This window comes from Erythrobacter sp. (genome assembly GCF_024305245.1).
GTDB lineage: Bacteria > Pseudomonadota > Alphaproteobacteria > Sphingomonadales > Sphingomonadaceae > Erythrobacter.
Map to the genome: position 1 here is coordinate 228975 of NZ_JAMWYX010000004.1, position 22842 is coordinate 251816.

The following is a 22842-nucleotide window of genomic DNA, read 5'->3' on the forward strand; positions in this document are numbered from 1 at the left end:
CAGGCGCACGCCGCAGCGGTCTTCCCGTAAATGAGAGAGGAAAGGACACCGCATGCCCACCCAGCTGGACAATGCGCTTGAAGCGATCATCACCGGCCTGACCGCACCCGGCCAGCCCTTCGCCCTCGCGCCTTATGTGCGCGACGGGGTGGAAATGCCCGCTTTCGCCGCCGCCCCGCCGAGCCTTGCGCACTATTTCGCGCATTTCTGCAACGAACACCGCGATCTGCCCTTCCTTGTCGATGGCGAGGTGCGGCTGACCTTCGGCGAGACCTACAGCGCCGCGACCTGCGTTGCGGAAAGTCTGGTGCAGGATCATGGCATCCAGAAGGGTGACCGGATTGCCATTGCCGCGCGCAATTCTGCCAACTGGATGATCGCCTATATGGGCATCCTGATGGCTGGCGGCTGCGCCACATTGCTCAACGGCTTTTCGTCCGGAGAGGAACTGGCTTACGGAATCGATCTGGCCGAATGCAAACTGGTGCTGGCCGATGAAGGCCGCGCCGCCCGACTTAAAGGGCACGCCCACAGCGCGAAGCTGGTCTTGTTCAGCCACGGCAATGCGCCTTCCGAAGGGCTCGCCGATCTCTGGGCTTTGCCCGAGGGCACCAGTGCGGCAATGGCGATGCTGAGTCAGATCGGCCCGGACGATATCGCCACCATCCTCTATACCTCCGGTTCGACCGGCAGGTCCAAGGGCGCATGGTCGGATCACCGCGGGGTCGTGCACGGGGTGATGAATTATGTCGCCCAGAGCGCGATGGCCAAGGTGCATATCGAAAGCCAGGAAGGCCCGATGACGGTGCAGCCCTGCGCGCTGGTCGCGGTGCCGCTGTTCCACGTGACGGGCGAAGTGCCGCTGTTCCTGCAAAGCTTCGCGATCGCGCGCAAGCTGGTGCTGATGCCCAAGTGGGACGCAGGTCTCGCGATCCGGCTGATGGCGGAAGAAAAGGTGACCTATTTCGTCGGCGTGCCGCTGATGAGCTATGAAATCGCGAGCCACCCCGACCGTGCCAAGTACGACCTTTCGGCGTGCAAGAGCTTTGCCGCTGGCGGCGCGCCGCGTCCGGTCGAACACGTCACGCGGATCAAGGAAGCCTTCCCCGGCGGGTTCCCGCTGCTCGGCTATGGCCTTACTGAAACCAACGCGGTCGGCTGCGGCAATTTCAACGAGAACTACCTCGCCAAGCCAGGCTCGACCGGGCGGGCGAGCAAGCCGATGGTCGAGCTCGCGATTCTCGACGATCTCGGCAACGCGCTGCCGCAGGGGCAGGTGGGCGAGGTGTGCATTCGCAGCGTCGCCAATTTCCGCGGCTACTGGAAGAACGACGAGGCGACCAAGGCCGCCTTCACCGACAACGGGTTCTTCCGCACCGGCGATCTCGGCTATCTCGATGCCGACGAATACCTGTTCATCGTCGATCGCAAGAAGGACATCATCATCCGCGGCGGCGAGAATATCTCCTGCATCGAGGTGGAAGATGCGATCTACGCGCATGACGACATCGGCGAATGTTCGGTGTTCGGCCTGCCCGACGAACGCTTCGGCGAAGTCCCGGCGGCTGTGTACCGCATGAAGGAAGGCCACGCCGCGATCACGCCCGCCGAACTGCGCGCCTTCCTGCTGGAACGCATCGCCCCGTTCAAGGTGCCGCTGGAACACCAGATCTGGTTCACCGAGGACGCCTTGCCCCGGCTCGGCACCCAGAAGATCGACAAGCGCAGCGTCAAGGCGCGCTACGGCGATGACAAGGTGGCGGCCTGATCCGCTGACCTGCCTGCGCCCCAATCTTGCGCCTCGCGCCGGGGGCTTGATGCGGGAGATATTCCCGTGAGCCCCCGGCGTGTGCCCGGCCAGCGGGCGATCATCGACCGGCGCGTGCTGGCCGACGAGATCGCCGCGCTGTTCGCGGCCGGCGGCGAAGGCGCGCGCGCCGATATCGTCAAGAGCTTGCGCGGCGCGCTCGACGCGGGCCGGGCCGAGTTGGAACGCAGGCTGGCTGAAACGCCGTCAGCCGGACATGATGTCACCGGCGGCTATTCCTTCCTCACCGACCAGTTGCTCCGGGTGATCCACGATCACGTGACCACCCATCTCTATCCGGTGCCGAACCGCACGCAGGCCGAACGGCTCGCGGTACTGGCCGTGGGGGGCTACGGGCGGGCCGAGATGGCGCCGCATTCGGATATCGACATCGCCTTCATCACTCCGATGCGCCGCTCGCCGTGGTGCGAACAGGTGATCGAGGCAATGCTGTATCTGCTGTGGGATCTGGGCCTGAAGGTCGGCCATTCCAGCCGCACCGTCTCCGATGCGATGCGCATGGCGAAGGAAGACCTGACCATCCGCACCGCGCTGCTCGAAGGGCGGCTGGTATGGGGCGATCAGGCGCTTTACGAAGAATTGCGGAGCCGGTTCTGGAACGACGTCGTGAAAGGCAATGAACGCCAGTTCCTGACCCAGAAGCTGGCCGAGCGCGACGCCCGGCACAAGCGGATGGGCGACAGCCGCTATGTCGTTGAACCCAACATCAAGGACGGCAAGGGCGCGCTTCGCGACCTGCAGACGCTCTACTGGATCGGCAAATATGTCCACCGGGTGCAGAACGCCGCCGAACTGGTCGATGTCGGGCTGCTGACTCGCAGCGAATACCGCAGCTTCCGCCGGGCCGAAGGGTTCCTGCTGGCGGTGCGCAGTCACATGCACATCCTGACTGACCGCGCCGAGGATCGCCTGACCTTCGACCTGCAGCGGCAGGTGGCCGAACGGATGCATTTCGCCGACCGTCCGGGCAAGAGCGCGGTCGAACGGTTCATGCAATACTACTTCCTGCAGGTGAAGCGGGTCGGCAGCCTGACAGGCGTGTTCCTTGCTCACATGGACGAGGAATTCGCCAAGAAACGCACCCGCAGCGGCTTTTTCGCCGGCTGGACCCAGCGTCCGCGCGCGTTCAAGGGCTACGTGGTCGATGGCGGACGGCTGCGTGCGCCGGGCGACGACTGGTTCCGCGCCGATCCGGTGCGACTGATCGAAGTGTTCCAGCTGGCCGAGGCCGAGGGGCTGGAAGTCCACCCCGAAACCATGCGGCAGGCCGACCGCGATTCCAAACTGATCGACGCCAAGATGCGCCGCGACAAGCGCGCCAATGCGCTGTTTCTCGATCTGCTGGCCGGGCGCAAGGATCCCGAGACCGCCCTGCGCTGGATGAACGAGGCCGGGGTGTTCGGCCGGTTCGTGCCCGATTTCGGCCGGGTCAACGCGCAGATGCAGTTCGATATGTATCACCACTACACGGTCGACGAACACACGATCCGCGCCATCGGGCTGCTCAGCCAGATCGAGCGCGGGCTGCTGACCGCCGACCACCCGCGCGCCACCCGCGAATTTCCCAAGCTCGCCTCGCGCCGGGCGCTGTATGTCGCGGTGCTGCTGCACGATATCGCCAAGGGGCGCGGCGGCGATCATTCGGTGCTGGGGGCGGATGTCGCGCATGAATTATGCCCGCGTTTCGGACTCGACGAGAAGGAGACCGATCTGGTCGCCTGGCTGGTGCTGCAACACCTGTTGATGAGCCGCACCGCGCAGAAACGCGACCTCACCGATCCCAAGACGATCGAGGATTTCGTGGCCGAGGTGCAAAGCCTCGAACGGCTGCGCAACCTTGCGATCCTGACTGCGGTGGACATCCGCGCGGTCGGGCCGGGGACGTGGAACAGCTGGAAGGGGCAGCTGCTGGGCGAGCTTTACGATGCCGCGCAGGAACGGCTGCGGCTGGGCCACAAGGGCAAAGGCCGCAAACAGCGGGTCGCGGCAAAGAAGGACGCGGTTGCGCGCCTGCTGGGCGAACGCGATCATCTGGTCGACAATATCGGCGCGCTGCTGTCCGATGCCTACTGGATTGCCGAGCCCGAAGACATCATCGCCAGCAACCTTGTGCAATATGATGCGGCGCAGGCGGCGCAGGATCAGCTGTCGATCCATTGCGAACCGGACGAGACCCGGGGCGCGACCCGCGTCAATGTCATCGCCGCCGATCACCCGGGCCTGTTCTACCGCATGGCGGGCGGCATCCATCTGGCCGGCGCGAACATCATCGACGCGCGCATCCACACCACCCGGAACGGTTTTGCAGTCGATAATTTCCTGGTGCAGGACCAGCATGGTCAGCCGTTCCGCGAGGCGGCGCAGATCGCGCGCATCCAGAAAGGCATCCGCGAGGCGCTGCTGGCGGAGATCGAACTGGTGCCCCGGCTGGCTGCGCGCCCGCTTGCCCATTCGCGCGCCCGCGCGTTCGATGTCGCGCCGCGGGTGGGGTTCGACAATGACGCCTCGAACCATTTTACCGTGATCGAAGTGACCGCGCGCGATCGCCCGGCGCTGCTCAACCGGCTGGCGCACGCGCTCTACAAGGCCAACCTGATCGTGCATTCGGCACATATCACCGCCTATGGCGAAGCGGCGGCGGACACTTTCTATGTCACCGATCTGACCGGAGCGAAGGTCAAGGCGCCCGAGCGGCGCGCCGAAATCGAGGCCGCCCTGCTCGACGCCGCCAGCGACCGCAGGCAGCAACAGCTTGAAAAGGCATGATTGCAAACCCCGGTAGATAGAAAGCCCTGAAGGTGTGGCGTGCGTGCTTCATGCTCGCGCTAATGCCTTTTTCTGCTGTGGAGATAGGTTGCAATCGTGTGACTTATTGCTAGGGCAGCCAGCCTCAACTCAGGGAGAGTTAAAAGACATGACCACCGCATCCCCCGTGCGGAGCCGGTTCCGGCTCGGCAAAATCGCACTCATGCTCGGCACCGCCGCGCTGACCCCGTTCGCCGCAAACGCTCAGGACGCCGAAGACGAAGCGCCGCAAGAAGCGCGCGCCAGTTCGCTCGACACCATGAACGAAATCCTCGTCACCGGCACCAAGACCCGTGACCCGGAAAACGTGCAGGATGTGCCGCTGGCCATCACCGCGTTCAATTCCGATACGCTGGAAGCTTACAAGATCCGCGATATCTCGGGCCTTTCGTTCCAGGCGCCGACTGTCAGCCTCGATCAGGTCGGCACCAGCCGCGGCACCGCCAACTTCACCATTCGCGGCCTCGGCATCAACTCCTCGATCCCCTCGATCGACCCGACCGTCGGCGTGTTTGTCGACGGCGTCTATCTCGGCATCAACGGCGGCGTGGTGTTCGACCTTTTCGACCTCGAAAGCGTTGAAATCCTGCGCGGCCCGCAGGGCGTGCTGTTCGGCCGCAACGTCACCGGCGGCGCGGTCGTGATCAACACCGGCAACCCGACCGAAGATTTCCGCGGCAAGTTCCGCGCGGCAGTCGATGGCCCGGCGCTCGACGGCGGTCGCGGCGGCCCCAACTACACCGCCAGCGGTGTGATCAGCGGCCCGATCATCGAAGACACGCTGCTGTTCAAGGTCGGCGCGTACTACAACAAGGACGAAGGTTATTTCCGCAACCTCGCTGCCGACACCATTCCGGGTCTGCGCGAGAACCACGGCCGTGCCGACACCAAGATCCTGCGCGGCGCATTGGAAGCGCGGCTCGGCGATCTGACCCTGACCGGTAAGCTCGACTACTTCGAAAGCGAAGGCGACGGCCCCTCGGCCCAGAACCGCGCGTTCTTCGACCGCAACAGCTTCGACCTCGCGATCGACAATCCCGGTGGATACGACAACAAGATCTGGACCGGCTCGCTCACTGCCGAGTGGGACATCGGCCCCGGCACGCTGACCAACGTGTTCGGCTGGCGCGATTACGACTCCACCACCGATGGCGACATCGACGCGACCCCGCTGTTCCTGTTCCACTCGAACACCGAGACCCAGCAGGAGCAGTTCTCGAACGAACTGCGCTATGCGATGTCGTTCGATCGGCTCGATCTGACCGTGGGCGGTTTCTGGTTCGAACAGGACCTCGCCTATACCGAGACCCGCGAACTTCGCCGCGACCTTCCCCCTGCCTTCCAGCCGCCGGTGTTCTACGGCGGCGGTCAGCAGAACCACGAAGTGATCGGCGTGTTCGCCAACGCCCAGTACGAGGTGGTGGACAACCTTTCGATCATCGCCGGTATCCGCTGGAATCAGGAAACCAAGGACGCTGCAGTCACCTATGTCCGGCCGCGCCCGGAATGTTCGGTGGTGCAGGGCACTTGCCCGACATCCGGCACCAACCCCTTCGTTCCGACCGAAGGCAACGGCTTCACCGATCGCGTGCGGTTCCGCAATGTCTCGCCCAAGGTGGGTCTGCAGTATGAATTCGCAGACAGCCAGATCTACGGCCACTGGAGCCGCGGCTTCCGTTCGGGCGGGTACAACTTCCGCATCACCGACGTGGCGGTCTTCAACCGTGCGCTCGCGGCGACCGGTAATCTGTTCTTCGACGAGGAAAAGGTCGATAACTACGAAATCGGCGGCAAATTCCAGACGGCTGATCGTTCCTTCACGCTCAATGCTGCGGCTTACCTTACCCAGGTCGGCAACATGCAGCGCGAAGTGAACCTGGCCGATCCGGGCGCAGGCGTGGTGCAGAACATCCTCAACACCGCCGATGCCACCATTCTGGGCTTCGAAGCCGAAGCGCGGATGCGGGTATCGGAAGCACTGGTGTTCACAGCCAATATCGGGATCACCGACGCCGAGTATGACGAAGTCATCTTCGACATTTCCGGCGACGGGATGATCGACGACGCCGATCTGGCGCTGAGCCTGCCGCGCGTTCCCCCGATCACGGTGGGCATGGGCCTGATCCACGAATGGGATCTGGGCAGCAGCAACATCCTCACACGCGTCAACTATCAGTACCGCGACGAGGCAGCCTATACCGATGACAACCTCGGCTGGCTGAATGCGCTCAGCAACCTTGAAGCCAACATCACCTGGAACACCCCGGTCGATGGGCTTGCGCTGTCGATCTACGGCCGCAACCTGCTCGACGAAGTGCAGGAAGGTGGCGATACGCAGGTTCCGTTCGGCGGTCCGAACTCGACCGGCGTGCGTCAGCCCTTCGCGCCGAACCCGACCGCGGGCACGTTCTCGCCGCTGATGCGCGGCCGGAACATCGGCGTCGAGGCGCTGTTCGAGTTCTGATTTTCGCACCCCCTCACGGGGGTGCGATTTCCTCGCTCACGCGACCTGAAGGTCGCGTCGCTGCGGGCGGCCGGTCGGCCTTGCGGTCGCTTTGCGACCGATGCTCGCCGCGAAAGATCAGGGGCGCTCCGGCAACGGGGCGCCCTTTTTCGTTTAGCTTTCGGCGGTCGCCAGCAGGAGCGCAATGGCGCCATCGTCAAAGGCGACGAACGCCCATTCGATGCTTGCCGTGGTGATCGGGTTCCAGCCGAAATACATCCGGTTGGTGACGATCTGCCGTGTGCCGGGATCGAAACATCCCAGAAATTCCTCGCCCATCGCCAGCGCGTCATCCTCGCCCAGCCAGGGCTGTTGCGCGATCACCATGTTGCGGGCGAAGGCTTCGACCAATGCGGCGCGGGCGGAGCGCGGGCCTTCCATGCCCGCCTCGGCATCGAGCAGTTCCCAGTTTCCGCCGATCGGCGTCAGGCCAAGGCTGGTGACGAAGGCGTCGGCGCAGGCGGCATGCAGCCCCGGCGAGATCGCGAGCGCGTCTGCCGCGATCCGCACCGTGGCTCCATCGGCGTTCAGGCGCAGGTGCCATCTCGCGTGAAAGGCGTCGAGCCGGGCGAGCGTGTCGCTCACCCCCTCCATCAATAGCGTCCGCCGAACAGCGCCGTGCCGACCCGCACATGGGTTGCGCCCAGCATTACCGCGGTCTCGTAATCGCCGCTCATTCCCATGCTGAGTCCGGTCAGCCCGTGATCGGCCGCCAGCTTTGCCAGCAACGCGAAGAACGGCGCGGCTTCGGTATCTGCGGGCGGAATGCACATCAGCCCGGCGAGCGGGATATCGGCGGCGCGCACCCGATCGAGAAATCCCGGCAGGTCGGCCAGCGCGCAGCCGCCCTTCTGGTCCTCGTCGCCGATATTGACCTGCACGAAGCACGGCACCCGCCGCCCAGCCTTGTCCATTGCTTTGGCCAGAGCTTTCAGCAGGCTGGGCCGGTCGAGCGAATGGATCACGTCGAACAGCGCCACCGCTTCGTCCGCCTTGTTCGATTGCAACTGGCCGATCAGGTGAAGCTCGATATCGGGATATTGGGCGCGCAGATCAGGCCACTTGCCAGCTGCCTCCTGCACGCGGTTCTCGCCGAACACCCGCTGGCCTGCCCCGATCAGCGGCAGGATCGCCTCGGGCCCATGCGTCTTGCTGACCGCGATCAGCGTGACATCGGCGGGCTCGCGCCGCGCAGGCTTGCACACGCGGGCGATATTGCCGCGGACGGCTTCGAGGCGGGAGGCTGTATTATCCATACAGCGGCGCTATAGCGCGGGCATGGCGCAAGACCAGTCCGTACCCGACATCTGGCTGCTTTCGGATGCACGCAACGATGCGGTGCTCGAACAGGCCATCGGGCGGCTGCCACCACAGTCGGGCTTTGTTTTCAGGCACTATCACCTGACCGCTGAGGCTCGCGCGGCCCGCTTCGCGCAGCTTCTGCCCATGCTGCGAAGCGCCGGACACTGGGCGATCCTCTCGGGCAGTGTCACGATGGCCGAAGCATGGGGGGCAGACGGGGTCTATGGCGTTTTGCACGCCGCCGCACCTGCCGGGCTGCGCTGGATCGCCACCGCGCATGATGCCGCCGAAATCGCCGATGCGAACAGATTGGGGGCGAGCGCCGTCATGCTGTCACCAGTGTTCCCGACCCGCTCGCATCCGGACGGCGACACCCTCGGGATCGACCGCTTCCGCGAACTCGCGGCGCTGTCCCGCGTTCCGGTTATCGCGCTTGGCGGCATGACGGCAGAGCGTGCCGAATCCCTCGATTGGCGGCGCTGGGCCGCGATCGACGGGCTGAGTTAGCGCAAACGCCCCGTCGCACACGGCTTGACCGGAGTCTCCCGAGGATTCATGATGTGTTCCGCTCAGGAGACCCCCGCCATGGCCAGCCGCGCCGTCACGCCCCGTAAAGCTGCCGTTCGCAGCAAGACCGACGCCGAATGGCGCGCAGGGCTACGGCGTTCGCTCCGGCGGCTGGCGCAGATGGTGGGCGCGGGTGTGCTGCTGGGGGCAACGGTGTTCCTCACGCTGGCGCTGGTGAGCTACACCCAGACCGATCCCAGTCCCTCGACCGCCGCCGATCCCGCTCAAGTCGCCAACTGGATGGGCGCTGGCGGCGCGTGGGTAGCGGACCGGGTGCTGCTGATCTTCGGATTGCCCGCTGCACTGCTGCTGCCGCTGCTCTACATTTCCGCGCGCAAGCTGTGGCGCGATGTGGAGAACGGCGACGAAGCCGAAACGACTCCGTGGTGGGTGCCGACCGGGTTGCTGCTGATCGCGATCACGCTGCTGTCGACCGTGCTGGCGCTCGCTTTCGAAGGGCCGGGCGGGACGCTTCCGGCGCAGGCCGGGGGGCTTGCCGGTTTGCTCGGCGCAGGCGCGATCGAGGCGGTGGCGGCACGTTTCGGTGGAGATGCGCAAGGCTGGGTCATGATCGGCGCGGCGCTGGTCTGCCTTGCCGCCGGGGTGGCGCTGCTCACGCGGATTTTCGCTATCGATTGGCGCGTGTTGCTGAGCCTGCCCGAATTTCTCGGCGGAGGCACGCTTGCCGGGCTGATGCGCCGCTTGCCGCTCATGGGCCGCGAATCCGCGCCCGCGCTGACCTTCGCCGGTGACGAGGATGACGACGACGACGCGGCACCGGCCCGCCCGCGCCGCGCCGCCAAGGGGGATGCCGCTACGCCGCCAAGCGCCGAACCGCCGCGCCGCGCGCCCGAGATCAGCGATCCTTCCGCACCGCCCAAGCGCGCGCTGCCGACCAAGACCGCGCAGAAGGACATGTTCGCCGCCTTCAATCTGCCCAGCCTCGACCTTTTGGCCGAACCGCCGGTCGACAAGGCGCCCAAGCTCGACAGAATGGCGCTGGAACGCAACGCCCGCCTGCTGGAAAACGTGCTCGACGATTTCAACGTGAAGGGTGAAATCACCGCCGTGCGCACCGGCCCGGTGGTGACGATGTACGAACTCGAACCCGCGCCCGGCATCAAGGCCAGCCGTGTGGTCGGCCTTGCCGAAGACATCGCCCGCAACATGAGCGCGATTTCCGCGCGCGTCTCCCCGATTCCGGGCCGCACCGTGATGGGGATCGAATTGCCCAATCAGGATCGCCAGGTGGTGATGCTGAAAGAACTGGCTGCCTGCGCCGATTTCGCCGATGCCAAGGGCAACCTGCCGATCATTCTGGGCAAGGATATCGCGGGTGAGCCGATCATCGCCGATCTGGCCGCGATGCCGCACTTGCTGGTCGCGGGCACCACCGGATCGGGCAAGTCGGTCGGGCTGAACGTGATCCTGCTTTCGCTGCTGTACCGCTTCACGCCAACCGAACTGCGCCTGATCCTGATCGATCCCAAGGTGCTCGAACTCAAGACCTATGACGATATCCCGCACCTGCTGTCGCCGGTGGTGACCGAGCCGCACAAATCGGTGCGCGCGCTGAAATGGGCGGTCGAGGAGATGGAGCGGCGCTATCGGATGATGAGTGCGGTCAGCAGCCGCAACATCCATTCCTTCAACGAAAAGGTCAGCGCCGCGATTGCCAAGGGCAAGCCGCTGGGCCGCCGGGTGCAGACCGGGTTCGATCCCGAAACCGGCGAGCAGTTGTTCGAGGAAGAGCAGCTCGATTACCAGCCGCTGCCGCAGATCGTCCTGATCGTCGACGAACTCGCCGACCTGATGGTCACCATCGGCAAGGAAATCGAAGTGCTGATCCAGCGTCTCAGCCAGAAAAGCCGCGCGGCGGGCATCCACCTGATCATGGCGACGCAGCGCCCCTCGGTCGATGTCATCACCGGCGTCATCAAGGCCAACCTGCCGACCCGCATCAGCTTCAAGGTCACCAGCCGGATCGACAGCCGCACCATTCTCGGCGAACAGGGGGCGGAGCAGCTGCTGGGCAAGGGCGATATGCTCTACAAACCCAACACCGGCGCGATGGTGCGCGTCCACGGACCGTTCGTCAGCGACGAGGAAGTCGAAGCCGTCGCCGATTTCTGGCGCTCGCAAGGCGCGCCCGAATATGTCGATGCGGTCACCGAGGAACCCGAGGATGGCGGCTTCGGCTTCGAGGACGACATGACCGCGTCCGACAACCCCGAAGAACGCAAATACCGGCAGGCGTGTCAGGTGGTGATCGAAAACCAGAAGGCGTCCGGCAGCTGGCTTCAGCGCCAGATGGGCGTCGGCTACAACACTGCGGCCAAATGGATCGAGCGGATGGAGGAAGACGGCCTCGTCGGCCCCGCCAACCACGTCGGCCGCCGCGAGATCTACCGCGACCGGGACGGAAACCCGCTTTGATATTTTCGCGCTGACGCGCGGGGCGGGTGGTCCGCGCCAGCAAAGGAGGCCGCCAGCAAAGATGCATTTTGGCAACGTCTCGAAACTGTAAATCCGGCGTAACGCTCCCGTCACTCCACCGTCGTCGCAGCGTCACCATCGACTGCCACGGGCAGGGCCTCTCTCCACCAAGAAGGGCCTTCCCGAATGCTCCGCACCCCGTTCACGCGCGTCTCGCTGATCGCGCTTACCGCTACGCTCGCCGCTGTCCCGCAGGCCGTTTTCGCGCAGGACGCCGAGGCTTCCGAGGCTGACGAGCAGGCCTCCGGCAACCAGATCATCGTGACCGCGCAGAAGGTCGAACAGCGGCTGCAGGACGTGCCGATCACCATCTCCGCCACGACCGGCGAACGCATTCGCGATCTGGGCGTCACCGATCTGGACGAGCTGTCCAGCTACATTCCCGGCCTGCTGATCCAGGAACAGAGCGCCAACAACCCCGGCATCGTCATCCGCGGCATCACCTCGGACAGCGGCTCGGCGCAGCAGGGCCCGCGCGTCACGCTCTATTACAACGGCGTCGACATCTCGCGGTCGCGCGGGTCGTATCAGGCGATCTACGATCTGGAACGCGTCGAAGTCATCAAGGGCCCGCAGGCGACCCTGTTCGGCACGGCTTCGGCAGTCGGCGCGATCAGCCTCGTCTCGGCCCGCCCGCGCGAAGGCTTCTCGGCCGAAGTGCGCGGCGGCTACGGCAATTTCGACCAGACGCTGGTGGGCGGCTTCATCAACATCGGTTCCGATGTGATCGCCGCGCGCGTTGCGGGCGAATGGCGCAGCCGCGACGGGTATGTCGAGAACCTCAGCCCGAACCAGAAAGAAGACCTCTACGCACAGGACCAGCTCGGCGTGCGCGCCTCGCTGCGTTACACGCCTACCGCCGATTTCACGCTTGATCTGGTCGCCACCTATGATCAGCAGCGCAATGGCGGCACCCCGTTCATCTCGGGCGCTTTTCCCGCCTTCGCAGGTGCGCCGGGCGGCCCCGCCAATGCCTTCGTCGATGCCAATCTCGGCGGCAACCCGGCGGGCGCGGCGGTGCTCGGCAATGATCAGCTCGGCCTCAACCGCGAAGTCTACGATTTCAACCTGACCGCCGACTACCAGATCTCCGACGAGTGGAGCTTCACCACCGTCAACGGCTACCGCGAATTCGACAGCCGCGAGGTGTTCGATGCCGATGGTTCGGCCGCGCCGTTCCTCGAATTCGCCGAAATCGCGGATGGCTGGCAGATCAGCCACGAAGGCCGCTTTGCCTATGCCGGCGACAGCCTGCGGGCGAGCGCGGGCTGGAACCTGTTCATCGAAGACAGCCTGCAGAACGTGCCCTTCGCGACCGAGGAAGGCACCTACCTTCAGTGCCTGACCGGGCTGTTCGGCGCGCCGCTGATCCCGGGTATTCCCTGTGTTGCGCCTGATGGGAGCGTTCCGGCATCGGCGGTCACCGGTCTGCTGACGGGCGGCGCGGTTCAGGCCATCCCCTATGCTTCGGTGTTCGAGAACCAGGGCCGCAACGAGGCCTATTCGGTGTTCGCCGATGCCACCTGGATCCCGATCGATGCGCTGGAATTGACTGCCGGCGTGCGGGTTCTGCAGGAATATCGCCAGTCGGGCTTCTTTGCCGACATTCCCAACAGCGCGCTGAGCGGTTCGCCGCTGATCCCCGGCCAGATCGACACCAACGGCCAAACCTTCACCACCGACGACAGCTTTCAGGCGGTTCTGCCGCGCTTCAACGCGCTGTACCGGATCAGTGACGACGTGAACGTCTTCGCCACCGTGTCCAAGGGCCGCCGCTCACCGGTGGTCCAGCTCGGCGCGCGGCGCGATGCGGCGGGCAATGTGGTCCCCAACCGGACCGACGTGCCTGAAGAAACCGTGTGGAACTACGAAGGCGGGATCAAGCTCGCGGCTGGACCGGTTTCTGGCTCGCTCGGCGTGTATTATCAGGTCTATGACGGCTTTCAGGTCAGCGTTGCCGAAGTCGATGCCCAAGGCAACCCGACCGGCGCGTTCGTCACTCAGAGCGCGGGAAGCGCGTCGAACCTCGGGGTCGAAGCCGAACTGGCTGTCGAGCTTGCCGACTGGTTCCGGGTGTTCGGAAATGTTGGCTATATCGATGGCGGGATCGACGAGGACGGCGCGTTCTCGCCCGCGTTCTCCGGCGCGCGGTTCCGGCTCCAGCCCGAATGGCAGGCAGCGGGCGGGTTCACTGTCGATTACGAATTCGGCAACGGGATGCGCCTGTTCGCCACGCCGAGCATAACCCACCGCAGCCGGATTTTCTTCGAAGTGCCCAACAATCCGCTGATCTCGCAAGCAGCGGTAACGCTGGTCAACGCGCGCGGCGGATTGAGCTTTGCCGATGGCCGGTACGAAATCGCAGGCTTCATCCGCAACGCGACGAACGAGGACTTCCTGCTCGATGCGGGCAACACCGGCGGGGCATTCGGCATTCCGACCTTTATTCCGGCAGAACCGCAATTCTACGGGGTCGAAGTCTCGGCGCGCTTCTGATCCGTTCCGTTAACCATGTCAGGGGGCGGGGGGCCGGTTGCGCCCCTCCGCCCCCCTTCGTGTAAACCCCGTATCCATGGTTTATGGATCTGGTTAGGAATTCCTAAACGTTACTACCGTAGCCCTACGTGAATTAACGGGGGCTACTGCCATGAAACACACCTTCCGAGCGCTCTGCGTCCTGCTGGTCGCAGCGTCCGTTTCGCTCGGCGCGCGCCCGGCGACGGCGCAGGAGACCGGCTGGAGGCTGGAACCCGACGCGCGGATCGAAGTGCAGACGGTAAGCGCCCAGACCACCACCCGCGACGATGATCTGGTGATCGATGGCGAGGCGGTATCCGTGCGCGCTCAGGTCGGCGCAGCACTGGAAAAGCGCGGCGTGCGGCTGCGGGTCGAGGCCGACCGTATCGAAGTGATCCGGCTGGGCGAAGACCGGCGCGATTTCGCCCGCGACCGCTTTACCGCGACGCTCCAGACCGATATCGAGAAAGACTGGGAGCTTCAGCTTCAAGCCCGCCACTACGACGATGCGATATCGGTCGAGGCGATCGACACCGACGAATGGCAAGGTTCTGCGCGGGTGACGTGGGAGCACGATCGCGCGCACCGGGTGCGCGTGCAGGGCACCTGGCGGGAACGCGAATATCGTAATGGTGCGGCTGCCGAGACCACTGGTGAGGGGCCGCGGGTCGATGCGCAATATCGCCGCCGGTTCGGGCGTTATCACTATCTCGCCTTCGATCTGCGCGCGGAATCGATCCGTTCGGACGAAGCGCGGCGCGGCTATGAACGCGAGTCCGCCGGCGTCGTCTATACCCGCCCGATCACCCCGGACCTGCGCGTGCGGCCCGCGATCGAGGTGATCCGCACCCGGTTCGACGGGCGGCTCACCGACGATGGCGAGCGTCGCCGCGACAGCCTGATCGTGCCCGAGGTCGAACTGTTGTGGTGGCCGGGCCAGTGGCGCGTCGAAGCCGAAGCCAAATACATCTTTTCCGGCAGCAACGAACCCGTGCGTGAGCGCGAAGGTTACCGACTGACGCTTTCGGTCGGATATGCGTTCTAGGCTGATTTCGACCTTCCGGCAGTTCTGGGAAAGAGCGACGCCGCAAATCCGGCGCCCGATCTATATCGGGTTGGTCGTCGGCCTGTGCATTGCTGCGCTGGTCGCGCTGGGCTTTGCCAACACGCAGGCTTTCTTCGCGCTGCCATCGTCATTCAACGGGGTCTCCACTTCGCAGGCGGTGTGGGGGCTGAAGCCGTCCAACCTGCTGATGGTGCTGCCGTTGGGGGCGTTTCTGGTGGTGCTGGCGCGCAGTTTCGTGGGCCTCAAGGCGTTCGGCCTGTTCACGCCGATGCTGATCGCGCTCGCATTCCTGCAGATCGGCCCGATCATGGGACCCGTGGTGCTGGTTTCATCGGTGCTGACGGGAATGCTGGTTACGCCCACCCTGCTCAAACTGCGGATGACGCGCGTGGGGTTTTTGGGCGTGTTGATCTCGCTGATCGTGCTGGTGCTGGTTGCCTTGCAGATGATCCTCGATACCAAGCTTCAGGTGGATGCCTTTCCGGTGATCGTCTGCGGGCTATGCGTCGAACGCTGGTGGAAGCAATGGGGCAAGGATGGCGCAAAGCCGGCGGCGAAGATGGCGCTGAACACCTTCGTACTGGCGGTAGTGATCGAGTTTGTGATGGTCAGCGAATTCGCGCTGGCGCTGATCAATACCTCTCCGCTGCTGATGCCCGCGGCAACCGGGATCGCGATCGCCATTCTTGGCCGTTATCGCGGATTGCGGCTTTCAGAAATCGCCCGGTTCGCGCCGATCTGGCTTGAACGGCGGCGGAAGGCACGACAATCGGCCGATCCCGACCAGTTCGAGCTCGATCTGGAACCCTGCGCACGCGCTGAAGCGACCGTGCGCGCGCCGCCGCTTGATGGTATCTGGGTGATCCAATCGCCCGCGGACCTCACCCCCGGCAGGAGCAGGCGGGTTCCGCAACCGATCAGACCCAACAAGGAGGCCCAGTTCGAGCCTCGCCTTGGCGCAAATGGCCGACCGATGATCCACAATGCCTGGATCATCCGGTCGGCAGAGGACGTTTGAGATGTTCGGGTTGCTGCGCCGAAGATCGGCCAATTACGATGCGTTGAGCAAGCTGCGCCCGCCGCAGTTTGACCGGATGGACGAGATCCTCGGGATCAACATGCGCAATGCCCTGATCGCAAAATACAACCCGCGCAGCGCGATCGAGCGCGCGCGTGACAAGGTGGCGGCCAAGGTCGCGCTGGAAGCGGCAGGGATTGCCTGCACGGGCACGGTGGCGGTGATCGATGACCATCAGAAACTTGGGCAGTTCAAACCCTTGCGCGATATGCCCGATGCCTGGGCGATCAAGCCTGCGCGCGGGTCGCAGGGCGACGGTATCCTGCTTGCCGTCCGGCGCGAAGGTAATATCTGGTACAAGGGATCAGGCGCGCCGTTGACCGAAGAAGCGGTGATGCATCACATCCAGAAGGTGGTCGATGGCGGCTTTTCCGGCGATTCCGCGGCCGAGGACGCGGCGCTGATCGAACCGCTGATCATCGCCGATCCGGCGCTCGCCAGCATTGTGCCCGAAGGCCTGCCCGATCTGCGCGTCATCAGCCTGCATTACACGCCGCTGATGGCGATGGTGCGGCTGCCCACCAACGAATCCGACGGCAAGGCCAACCTCCACCAGCGGGCGATCGGCGCAGGAATATCGCTGGAAACCGGGCGCATCACCCGCGCGGTGGTCAAGGGCGAGGTCATCACGCACCACCCCGATACCGGCGTGCCGCTGATCGGGTTCGCAATTCCGGGTTGGGAGCGCGTGCTCGAACTCGCATCGAAATGCGGGCCTGCGGTTGGGCTGGGTTACTGCGGGGCGGACATCGTGCTCGACGTCAATGATGGTCCGCTGGTGATCGAAGTCAACGCGCACCCCGGGATCGAAATCCAGAACATCAATCAGGAAGGCCTGAAGGCGCGGATCGCGGCGACGGGTGAGGATTTCCGGTAGGCGGCGGCCGCATGGCACGCCGCCCTGGCTTCCGGGTCACTCCGCAGCGAGATCCGCGCGGGTGAGGGTGATCTGTTCCACCACCTTGCGGGCATTTTCCGCCATCGTCTCGGGCGGCATGGCGACCATGCCGATGCGGGCGAGCGCCCCGTCCTTGCCCCAGTTCTGAACCCATTGATCCAGATAGGCGCTGAGACCGGGAATGGCGCGCATATGCGCTTTCTTTACATAGATATAAAGCGGGCGCGCGCCGGGATAGGCGAAGCTGGCAATGTTGTCGTAAGTCGGCTGGACGCCGTTCATCGGCAGCCCCTGCACCTTGTCCGAATTTTCATCGAGATAGGAAAAGCCGAACACCCCGACAGCGCGCGGATTGCTTTCGATTTTCTGGACGATGAGGTTGTCCTGTTCGCCCTGATCGACATAGGCGCCGTCGTCGCGCACTTCGGTGCAGACCTGACTATAGCGGTTCTCGTCGCTTTCCTTGAGCGCAGCCATCTCCGGGTTCGAGGCGCAGCCGACTTCAAGCACCAGCTCCTTCAGCGCGTCACGCGTGCCCGAGGTACTGGGCGGCCCGTAAACGAGGATTCGCTCTGCCGGGAGCGCCGGGTCGACATCGGCCCAGGTTTCGGCGGTCTGTTCGCGGCCATAGGGATTGGCAGCCAGCGCTTCGTAGATTGTCTGCGGCGACAGGTTCAGCATGATGCCGCCCTGCGCCGAGGCGAAGGCGATCCCGTCCAGCCCGACCTGAAGCTCGATGATCTCCTCGACATTATTGGCGGCGCAGCGATCGAATTCGCTTTCCTTCATCCGGCGCGATGCGTTGACCATGTCGGGGGTGTTGGAACCCAGCCCCTTGCAGAACAACTGGATACCATTGCCGGTGCCGGTGGATTCGATCAGCGGCGAGCGGAAATCGGTGTTGGAGCGGGCGAAGTTCTCGGCCACCAGCTTGGCGAAGGGATAGACTGTCGAAGAGCCGACTGCATGCACCGTGCTGCGCGCACTGCCCCCTCCGCCAGAGCTGTCGCAAGCGGTCAGAGCGAGTGCGGCGAGCGCCAGCGCAGCGCCGGTGCGGGCGAGGGAGGAGAGACGACGGGTCATGGCAATTCCTGATTGGGGTTCAGGCGGTCGCTAGGGCCGGTTCGTGACAAGTGCATGACATCGACGAGGCTGCGGCGCAGGTAGCATCGGCCGAAAAGCACAACGTCATGAGTTTCAAACAAAATCGCTCCAAAATGGAGGTAACGCGCTTAACAGCATCGTAAGGGCTTTGGTGCTACTTGCGCGGGCATGGCTCGATTGCGCCTCACGGTATGGTTCTGGCTGGCTGCGGCGCTGTTCGCGCTGGGCCTTGCCGCGCCTGCTTCAGCCGATGACCATCATCTTGCGATTTTTCAGGCTGATTGTCATGCTGCATCGGGGGCCGACCGACCTGCCGGGGCGATGATCGATTCGGCTGCATGGAACTGCAGCGGTGCCGATTGGCAGGCCACCGCACCGGTGGCGTGGCTGCGTTTCGATGCGGAAAATTGGCACGGTTCGCGCGTGCCGCTCCAGTTCTTCAGCCGCACCTCGCGCCACGAGAAGATCACGCTCTACGCGCTCGATAACGACGGCACCCTGCGCTCGCGTAGCTTCGCCGAAAGCGATGGCCGCCCGTTTGCCGGTGGGCCGGTTTTCCGCCTGCCCCTGCCATTGGTGACAGCCGAAACCGAAGCTGTGCTGGTACGGATCGAAAGCCCGCATTCGATCCCCTTGCTGACCGAAGCGGGGCTGGTGCGCCATGTTGAGGATGCGGGCCGATCGGTCGAGGAGATGATGCTGCTGGCGCTGGTGCTGGGAATGCTGGTGCTGCCGCTGCTGTTCGATGTCAGCTTCTACCTCGTCCTGCGCGAACGGTTCGTGCTGTTTCATGCGGCCATGGTCGTGGCGATGATGGGTTACGTGCTGTTTGCTGGCGGTGTGATTTCGGCGGTGGTGAGCCTGCCGGTCGTGTTCCTGGCCGTAATGGCGCCCCTGTCCTGGGCTGTGGGATGCGGGGCGGCGCTGTTGTTCCTCAGCGAATTTCTCGAACGCGGTGCGTTATCGCGTACGATGCGCCGGATCACCTTCTGGACGGGGTGCTGGACGATAGCGGTGCCCGGGTTTTTCTCGTTGCAGCTGCACGCCACGCAGGGCGTCGATGATGCCGCCTATTTCATCACCATCACCCCGGCCGCCGTCGTGGTGTCGGCCGCGCTGGTGCATGCGATCCTGCGCGGCAGTCGTTCGGCCAAGTTTGTCGCAGTGGCGTGGTTCCCGCTGATCCTGACCTCGATCGAGCGGCTGGGTCGCGGCCTGGGTGTCTATGCCGGGCCGGCGAGCCTCGACATGATGATGTTCGTCGCAACCGGGATCGAGGTGGTGGTGATCAGCCTTGCGATTGCCGACCGCTTCCTCGCGATCCGCCACGAACGCGACGCCGCGCTGACCGAGGCGCGAATGCTGGAGCAGATTTCGACCCGCGATTCGCTCACCGGCCTGATGAACCGCCGCGCGATCGAGGCGCGCTTCGATGAGTTGCTGGCGCAGGGCTTCGATACGTTCACGCTGGTCGATCTCGACCGGTTCAAGGCGATCAACGATCTTCACGGCCATCAGGTCGGCGATGCCGCGCTGATTGCCTGCGCCAATGCCATTCGTGCTGCCGGAGACCGGGATTCGATCGCGGTCAGGCTCGGCGGTGAGGAATTCGTGGTGCTGCTGCGCGGCGAACGCACGCTCGAACGGGCCGAGGCGATGCGGCAGGCGATCCCGATGCGCATCGCAAAGGACGTTCCGGGGCTGGAACTGCCGGTGACCGCGAGCATGGGGGTGATCATGGTCTCGCGAACGGCGCACCAGACCATGCAGTTCGCCGATTTCTACGCCCGCGCCGATGCGCTGATGTACGAGGCCAAGGCTGCGGGCCGCAACCGGCTCGCCTATGAGCGCCTGACGGTGTTCAGCGAGCCGCCGGCCGCGCGCCGACGCGCAGCGAATGACGAGGAAGCTGCCTAGTCGCCGCGAAACGGCGCGAGCACTTCGGGCCGCACCCGCGCCAGCCTCCCCGATGCGCGATCCAGCATCGCCCATGTCGTCGTCGCGCTGACGAGGCGTTTGCCGGAAGCATCGGTGAATTCCACCCGGCGGAGCGATTTGGCGCCCTGCGCCGGGCCTTCGATCCATGTGGTGGCGGTGACGCTTTCGCCTTCGAATACGTTCCCGCGATAATCGATCTCGTGCCGCACCACGACCCAGAAGAACGCCGCGCGATCTTCCGGGCGGGCAACGGCATCCCAGTGGGCGGTAGCCATGTCCTGAATCCACTGCACCCACACGGTGTTGTTGACGTGGCCGAGCTCGTCGATGTGCGAAGGTTCGGCCACGAAGGTGCGGGCGTAGCGGTTCGCGGTCATTCCCCCTTGCTCTTGGGCGCCATCCCCATCTGCCACAGGATGAAGGCATATTCCTCCGCCGTTTCCTTCAGGCTGTTCCACCGGCCCGATTGCCCGCCGTGGCCTGCGCCCATGTTGGTCTTCATCAGCAGCAGGTTGTCGTCGGTCTTCACTTCGCGCAGCTTGGCGACCCACTTCGCCGGTTCCCAATAGGTCACGCGCGGATCGTTGAGGCCTGCCGTCACCAGCATCGGCGGATAATCCCGGGCCACCACCTGATCATAGGGCGAATAGGACAGGATATAGGCAAAGGCCGCCTTGTCGGTGATCGGGTTGCCCCATTCCTGCCATTCGCCCGGCGTCAGCGGCAGTTTCTCGTTGAGCATCGTGCCCAGCACATCGACGAACGGCACATGGGCGACAATCGCGCCGTATTGCGACGGGTCCTGATTGATGATCGCCCCCATCAACTCGCCGCCGGCCGAACCGCCGCTGGCGGTCACCATGCCCTCGGCAGTGTAGCCCTGCGCGATCAAGCCGCGCCCGGCATCGACAAAATCGTTGAAGGTGTTGGTGCGTTCGAACAGCTTGCCTTGCAGATACCAGCGCCGCCCCAGATCGTCCCCACCGCGAATATGCGCGATGGCATAGGCAAAGCCGCGATCGACGAGGCTGAGGCGCGAGGTCGAAAAGCCCGGCGGGATGGCATAGCCATAGGCACCGTAAGCATAAAGATGCAGCGGCCCCGGCCCTTCGACCCCGGCCTTCTTGAGGATTTCGGCGCGGTCTTTGCGCATCACGATGCTGACCGGCACCATCGTCCCGTCGCGCGCCTGCACGCTCACCCGCTCGGTAGTGTAGAGATCGGCGTCGTAACCGCTGGGAATTTCCTGCGTCTTCAGGGTTTCCAGCTTGGCCGTAGCCACGTCGTAATCATAGACCGTGCCGGGCGTCACCATACTCTGGTACGACAGCCGCAGCTTTTTCATGTCATATTCGGGATTGTTCGAAAGGCCCGCCGTGTAGCTGGCTTCGGGGAAGGTGATCGGCGTGATCCGGGCCGGATCGGAATATTGGCGCAGCTGGATCTGGTCGAGCCCGTTCAACCGCCCTTCGGTGACGAAGAAATCCTTGAACAGGTCGAAATCGGTCAGATAGAATTCGTCCGATCCCGCGATCACTGTCTGCCAGTCGTCCGGCGTTTCCAGCGATGCCTTGGCGAGGCGGAAGTTGATGTGATCATCATTGGTCCACACCCACAATTCATCGTCGCGCACATCGACCGCATATTCGACGCCCTTCTGGCGCGGCTTCACGAGGATCGGGCGCGCGGTGGGGTTGGCGGCGGGGACAAGGCGCACTTCGCTGGTCTCGTTGTCGCCGGTGGCGATGATCAGCCAGTCTTCCTGCGCACTCAGCCCGGTGCCCACGCTGAAGCTCTGATCCTGTTCCTCGTAAAGCGTCACGTCCTGACCGGTCGGCGTGCCGATCATGTGCAGCTTGGCTTCCAGCGTGCGCCATTCCTCGGTTGCAGGGCTATAGACCAGCGCGGTGTCATTCGCGACCCACACCAGCCCGCCGCGCAGGTTCTCCAGCACATCGGGCAGATGCTCGCCGGTCTGCAAATCCTTGATCCGCGCGGTATAGCGCTCCGACCCGCTGGTGTCGGTCGAATAGGCCAGATAGCGCCCGTTCTGGCTGACCGAAGCTGCGCCGAGGCTGAAATATTCCTGCCCCTCGGCAAGTGCGTTCTCGTCGATCAGCAATTGCGTCTCGCCGCCCGCGGCAGGCTTGCGATAATGCTTGCGGTACTGCGCGCCTTCCTCGAACTCGCTCCAGTAGATCCAGTCGCCGTCCTTCTGCGGAACGGTACTGTCGTCTTCCTTGATGCGCGCGCGCATTTCGGTGAACAGCGCCTCGGTCAGCGGGGCCTGGGCTGCCATGTTCGCCTCGAAATAGGCGTTCTCGGCCTTCACGTGATCGAGCACGTTCTCGTCATCCACCACCGGATAGGACTTGTCATACAGCCAGTCATACGGGTCTTCGATGGTGATCCCGTGGTGGGAGTAGGAATGCGGACGCTTCTCCGCGACCGGCGGCTTGATGTCGCCGGTAGACTTGGGGGCAGGCGTTTGGGCAGCGGCGGCGGCAGATGTGGTCACGCGGGCGAAATCCTCACTATTGGTCGCCAACACGGCGGCAGGGGCAAAGGTGGTGGCGGTGAGCGCGGTGGCAAGAGCGATGGCGCTGATGCGGTGGGTCATGCGAAGGCGATCCATTGTTGGGCCATTCTTTGGCCATTCTCGGGCCATTCTCGGGCTGTTCACGGGTGTCCGGGTGGAAAGACGCGGCCAACCGGACTATGTTGGCGGTTCTAGTGATAC

At 64.3% G+C, this 22842-nt stretch carries 15 protein-coding genes; 10 read left to right on the forward strand and 5 right to left on the reverse strand.

The features are described from left to right. Positions 1–52 precede the first annotated feature (52 nt). The 3 genes from Q0L48_RS07910 (at position 53) to Q0L48_RS07920 (ending at position 7097) form a co-directional block, all read left to right on the forward strand. A complete protein-coding gene (locus tag Q0L48_RS07910; RefSeq protein ID WP_296719356.1) occupies positions 53–1768 on the forward strand; it encodes a class I adenylate-forming enzyme family protein in 1716 nt (571 codons plus the stop codon). 66 nt (positions 1769–1834) lie between these two features. Continuing rightward, complete coding sequence (locus tag Q0L48_RS07915) at positions 1835–4594, forward strand: [protein-PII] uridylyltransferase (RefSeq protein ID WP_296719359.1); 2760 nt, start codon at positions 1835–1837, stop codon at positions 4592–4594. A gap of 148 nt (positions 4595–4742) precedes the next feature. Continuing rightward, positions 4743–7097, forward strand: coding sequence for a TonB-dependent receptor (locus tag Q0L48_RS07920; protein WP_296719362.1), 2355 nt, complete (start codon positions 4743–4745; stop codon positions 7095–7097). Between the two features lie 153 nt (positions 7098–7250). Here the strand turns inward: Q0L48_RS07920 and Q0L48_RS07925 are convergent, their stop codons facing one another. Both Q0L48_RS07925 and Q0L48_RS07930 read right to left on the reverse strand, forming a co-directional pair. Then, complete coding sequence (locus tag Q0L48_RS07925; RefSeq protein ID WP_296719365.1) at positions 7251–7721, reverse strand: hypothetical protein; 471 nt, start codon at positions 7719–7721, stop codon at positions 7251–7253. Between the two features lie 8 nt (positions 7722–7729). Then, a complete protein-coding gene (locus Q0L48_RS07930) occupies positions 7730–8392 on the reverse strand; it encodes a YggS family pyridoxal phosphate-dependent enzyme (protein ID WP_296719367.1) in 663 nt (220 codons plus the stop codon). Between the two features lie 22 nt (positions 8393–8414). Here Q0L48_RS07930 and Q0L48_RS07935 point away from each other — a divergent pair, with 22 nt between their 5' ends. The 6 genes from Q0L48_RS07935 to Q0L48_RS07960 all read left to right on the forward strand — a co-directional run bounded on the left by Q0L48_RS07935 (position 8415) and on the right by Q0L48_RS07960 (position 17039). Then, a complete protein-coding gene (locus Q0L48_RS07935) occupies positions 8415–8945 on the forward strand; it encodes a thiamine phosphate synthase (protein ID WP_296719370.1) in 531 nt (176 codons plus the stop codon). 78 nt (positions 8946–9023) lie between these two features. Further along, positions 9024–11441, forward strand: a complete 2418-nt coding sequence (locus Q0L48_RS07940; RefSeq protein WP_296719371.1) for a DNA translocase FtsK 4TM domain-containing protein — start codon at positions 9024–9026, stop codon at positions 11439–11441. Between the two features lie 186 nt (positions 11442–11627). Next, entirely contained in the window at positions 11628–13997 is a 2370-nt protein-coding gene (locus Q0L48_RS07945; RefSeq protein WP_296719374.1) for a TonB-dependent receptor, read from the forward strand. A gap of 151 nt (positions 13998–14148) precedes the next feature. Then, positions 14149–15063, forward strand: coding sequence for a hypothetical protein (locus Q0L48_RS07950; RefSeq protein WP_296719377.1), 915 nt, complete (start codon positions 14149–14151; stop codon positions 15061–15063). Beyond that, entirely contained in the window at positions 15053–16102 is a 1050-nt protein-coding gene (locus Q0L48_RS07955) for a 7TM domain-containing protein (protein ID WP_296719378.1), read from the forward strand. The genes Q0L48_RS07950 and Q0L48_RS07955 overlap by 11 nt, the downstream gene beginning before the upstream one ends. Before the next feature lies 1 nt (position 16103). Further along, positions 16104–17039 carry a sugar-transfer associated ATP-grasp domain-containing protein gene (locus Q0L48_RS07960; protein WP_296719381.1) on the forward strand — a complete coding sequence of 312 codons (936 nt, stop codon included), beginning with the start codon at positions 16104–16106 and terminating at the stop codon, positions 17037–17039. Positions 17040–17075: 36 nt separating this feature from the next. Here the strand turns inward: Q0L48_RS07960 and Q0L48_RS07965 are convergent, their stop codons facing one another. Continuing rightward, on the reverse strand, positions 17076–18143 hold the full coding sequence (locus Q0L48_RS07965) for a substrate-binding domain-containing protein (RefSeq protein WP_296719384.1): 1068 nt from the start codon (positions 18141–18143) through the stop codon (positions 17076–17078). A 189-nt stretch (positions 18144–18332) separates the two neighbouring features. Here Q0L48_RS07965 and Q0L48_RS07970 point away from each other — a divergent pair, with 189 nt between their 5' ends. After that, on the forward strand, positions 18333–20081 hold the full coding sequence (locus Q0L48_RS07970) for a GGDEF domain-containing protein (RefSeq protein WP_296719385.1): 1749 nt from the start codon (positions 18333–18335) through the stop codon (positions 20079–20081). On the opposite strand, the gene Q0L48_RS07975 is transcribed toward Q0L48_RS07970, so the two are convergent. Continuing rightward, on the reverse strand, positions 20078–20479 hold the full coding sequence (locus Q0L48_RS07975) for a thioesterase family protein (RefSeq protein ID WP_296719388.1): 402 nt from the start codon (positions 20477–20479) through the stop codon (positions 20078–20080). The genes Q0L48_RS07970 and Q0L48_RS07975 overlap by 4 nt on opposite strands. Beyond that, positions 20476–22722 carry a S9 family peptidase gene (locus Q0L48_RS07980; RefSeq protein WP_296719391.1) on the reverse strand — a complete coding sequence of 749 codons (2247 nt, stop codon included), beginning with the start codon at positions 22720–22722 and terminating at the stop codon, positions 20476–20478. Before Q0L48_RS07980 ends, Q0L48_RS07975 begins: the two co-directional genes overlap by 4 nt. Positions 22723–22842: the final 120 nt, after the last annotated feature.

Excerpts from the sequence above, each read along its gene's own strand:
- Q0L48_RS07960 (WP_296719381.1), top strand. The coding sequence starts at position 16,104 with ATGTTCGGGTTGCTGCGCCGAAGATCGGCCAATTACGATGCGTTGAGC.
- Q0L48_RS07940 (WP_296719371.1), top strand. The coding sequence starts at position 9,024 with ATGGCCAGCCGCGCCGTCACGCCCCGTAAAGCTGCCGTTCGCAGCAAG.
- Q0L48_RS07910 (WP_296719356.1), top strand. The coding sequence starts at position 53 with ATGCCCACCCAGCTGGACAATGCGCTTGAAGCGATCATCACCGGCCTG.
- Q0L48_RS07930 (WP_296719367.1), bottom strand. The coding sequence starts at position 8,392 with ATGGATAATACAGCCTCCCGCCTCGAAGCCGTCCGCGGCAATATCGCC.
- Q0L48_RS07950 (WP_296719377.1), top strand. The coding sequence starts at position 14,149 with ATGAAACACACCTTCCGAGCGCTCTGCGTCCTGCTGGTCGCAGCGTCC.
- Q0L48_RS07955 (WP_296719378.1), top strand. The coding sequence starts at position 15,053 with ATGCGTTCTAGGCTGATTTCGACCTTCCGGCAGTTCTGGGAAAGAGCG.
- Q0L48_RS07945 (WP_296719374.1), top strand. The coding sequence starts at position 11,628 with ATGCTCCGCACCCCGTTCACGCGCGTCTCGCTGATCGCGCTTACCGCT.
- Q0L48_RS07980 (WP_296719391.1), bottom strand. The coding sequence starts at position 22,722 with ATGACCCACCGCATCAGCGCCATCGCTCTTGCCACCGCGCTCACCGCC.
- Q0L48_RS07935 (WP_296719370.1), top strand. The coding sequence starts at position 8,415 with ATGGCGCAAGACCAGTCCGTACCCGACATCTGGCTGCTTTCGGATGCA.
- Q0L48_RS07970 (WP_296719385.1), top strand. The coding sequence starts at position 18,333 with ATGGCTCGATTGCGCCTCACGGTATGGTTCTGGCTGGCTGCGGCGCTG.
- Q0L48_RS07965 (WP_296719384.1), bottom strand. The coding sequence starts at position 18,143 with ATGACCCGTCGTCTCTCCTCCCTCGCCCGCACCGGCGCTGCGCTGGCG.
- Q0L48_RS07975 (WP_296719388.1), bottom strand. The coding sequence starts at position 20,479 with ATGACCGCGAACCGCTACGCCCGCACCTTCGTGGCCGAACCTTCGCAC.
- Q0L48_RS07920 (WP_296719362.1), top strand. The coding sequence starts at position 4,743 with ATGACCACCGCATCCCCCGTGCGGAGCCGGTTCCGGCTCGGCAAAATC.